The 805-nt window shown below is 66.1% G+C and carries 1 protein-coding gene and 1 riboswitch; the gene reads right to left on the reverse strand.

The window, feature by feature from the left end; all coding sequences use genetic code 11:
* A partial coding sequence (locus NW837_RS15855) for a phosphomethylpyrimidine synthase ThiC (protein WP_414332684.1) occupies nt 1-472 on the reverse strand: 472 nt, incomplete at its 3' end.
* A gap of 55 nt (nt 473-527) precedes the next feature.
* A riboswitch (TPP riboswitch) is annotated at nt 528-635 on the reverse strand.
* Between the last annotated feature and the right edge of the window lie 170 nt (nt 636-805).

Genomic DNA, 805 nt, shown 5'->3' on the forward strand with positions numbered 1-805 from the left:
CCACGCCCTGCCGCGCCTGATGCTCCACGATGTCCAGAAAGTCCTGCTCGCGAATCGACTCCACGCTGCGCGCTTCGGTCAGTAGTTGGTACACGGGCACGGTTCCAACGGGCACAGGCGAATGCTCGATAATCGCCGTGCGTATCGCGTCCAAGTCGCCTGCGGTGGAGAGATCCATCACCGTGTCCGCGCCCCAGCGCACAGCAGTGCGCAGCTTCTCCAGCTCGTTCTCGAGGTGGGCGTCCAGCGCGGAGCTGCCGATGTTCGCGTTCACTTTGGTGCGGAACCGCTTGCCAATCACGATGGGCTGTAGGCTGCGGTGGTGGATGTTGGCGGGGATAATCGCGCGCCCGCGGGCGACCTCGTCGCGCACGAGTTCGGGGTCAACGCCCTCGTGCTGGGCGCATGCGCGCATCGCGTCGGTGATGACGCCCTGCCGCGCGTAGTGCATCTGCGTTACGGTGTCCTGCATGCATAGCCTCCTGATAGAGTCTCGCGGGGCGATGCAGCGACAGGGGTTAGCAGTAGGCATAAGCCTGCCGCGTTCCCTCCGCCGGTATTACCCGGATCAGGTTCAAGGGGTCCCTCGCCGAAGCGAGGTCTCAGCCGCCGCAGCAGCTCCCCCCGCGGTAGCCCCAGTATACCCTACAGCACTTGGCGCAGCGCGTCGGCGAAGGCGTCGATCTCCTCGCGCGTGCGCGTCTCCGTGACGCACACCAGCAGGTCGTGGCGCATCGAGGCGTCGTAGTCGCCCAGTGGCAGCCCTGCGATGATGTGGCGCGTTAGCAGCGCGTCGCACACCTCG

Source organism: Synechococcus sp. R6-10, assembly GCF_047461815.1.
GTDB lineage: Bacteria > Cyanobacteriota > Cyanobacteriia > Thermostichales > Thermostichaceae > Thermostichus.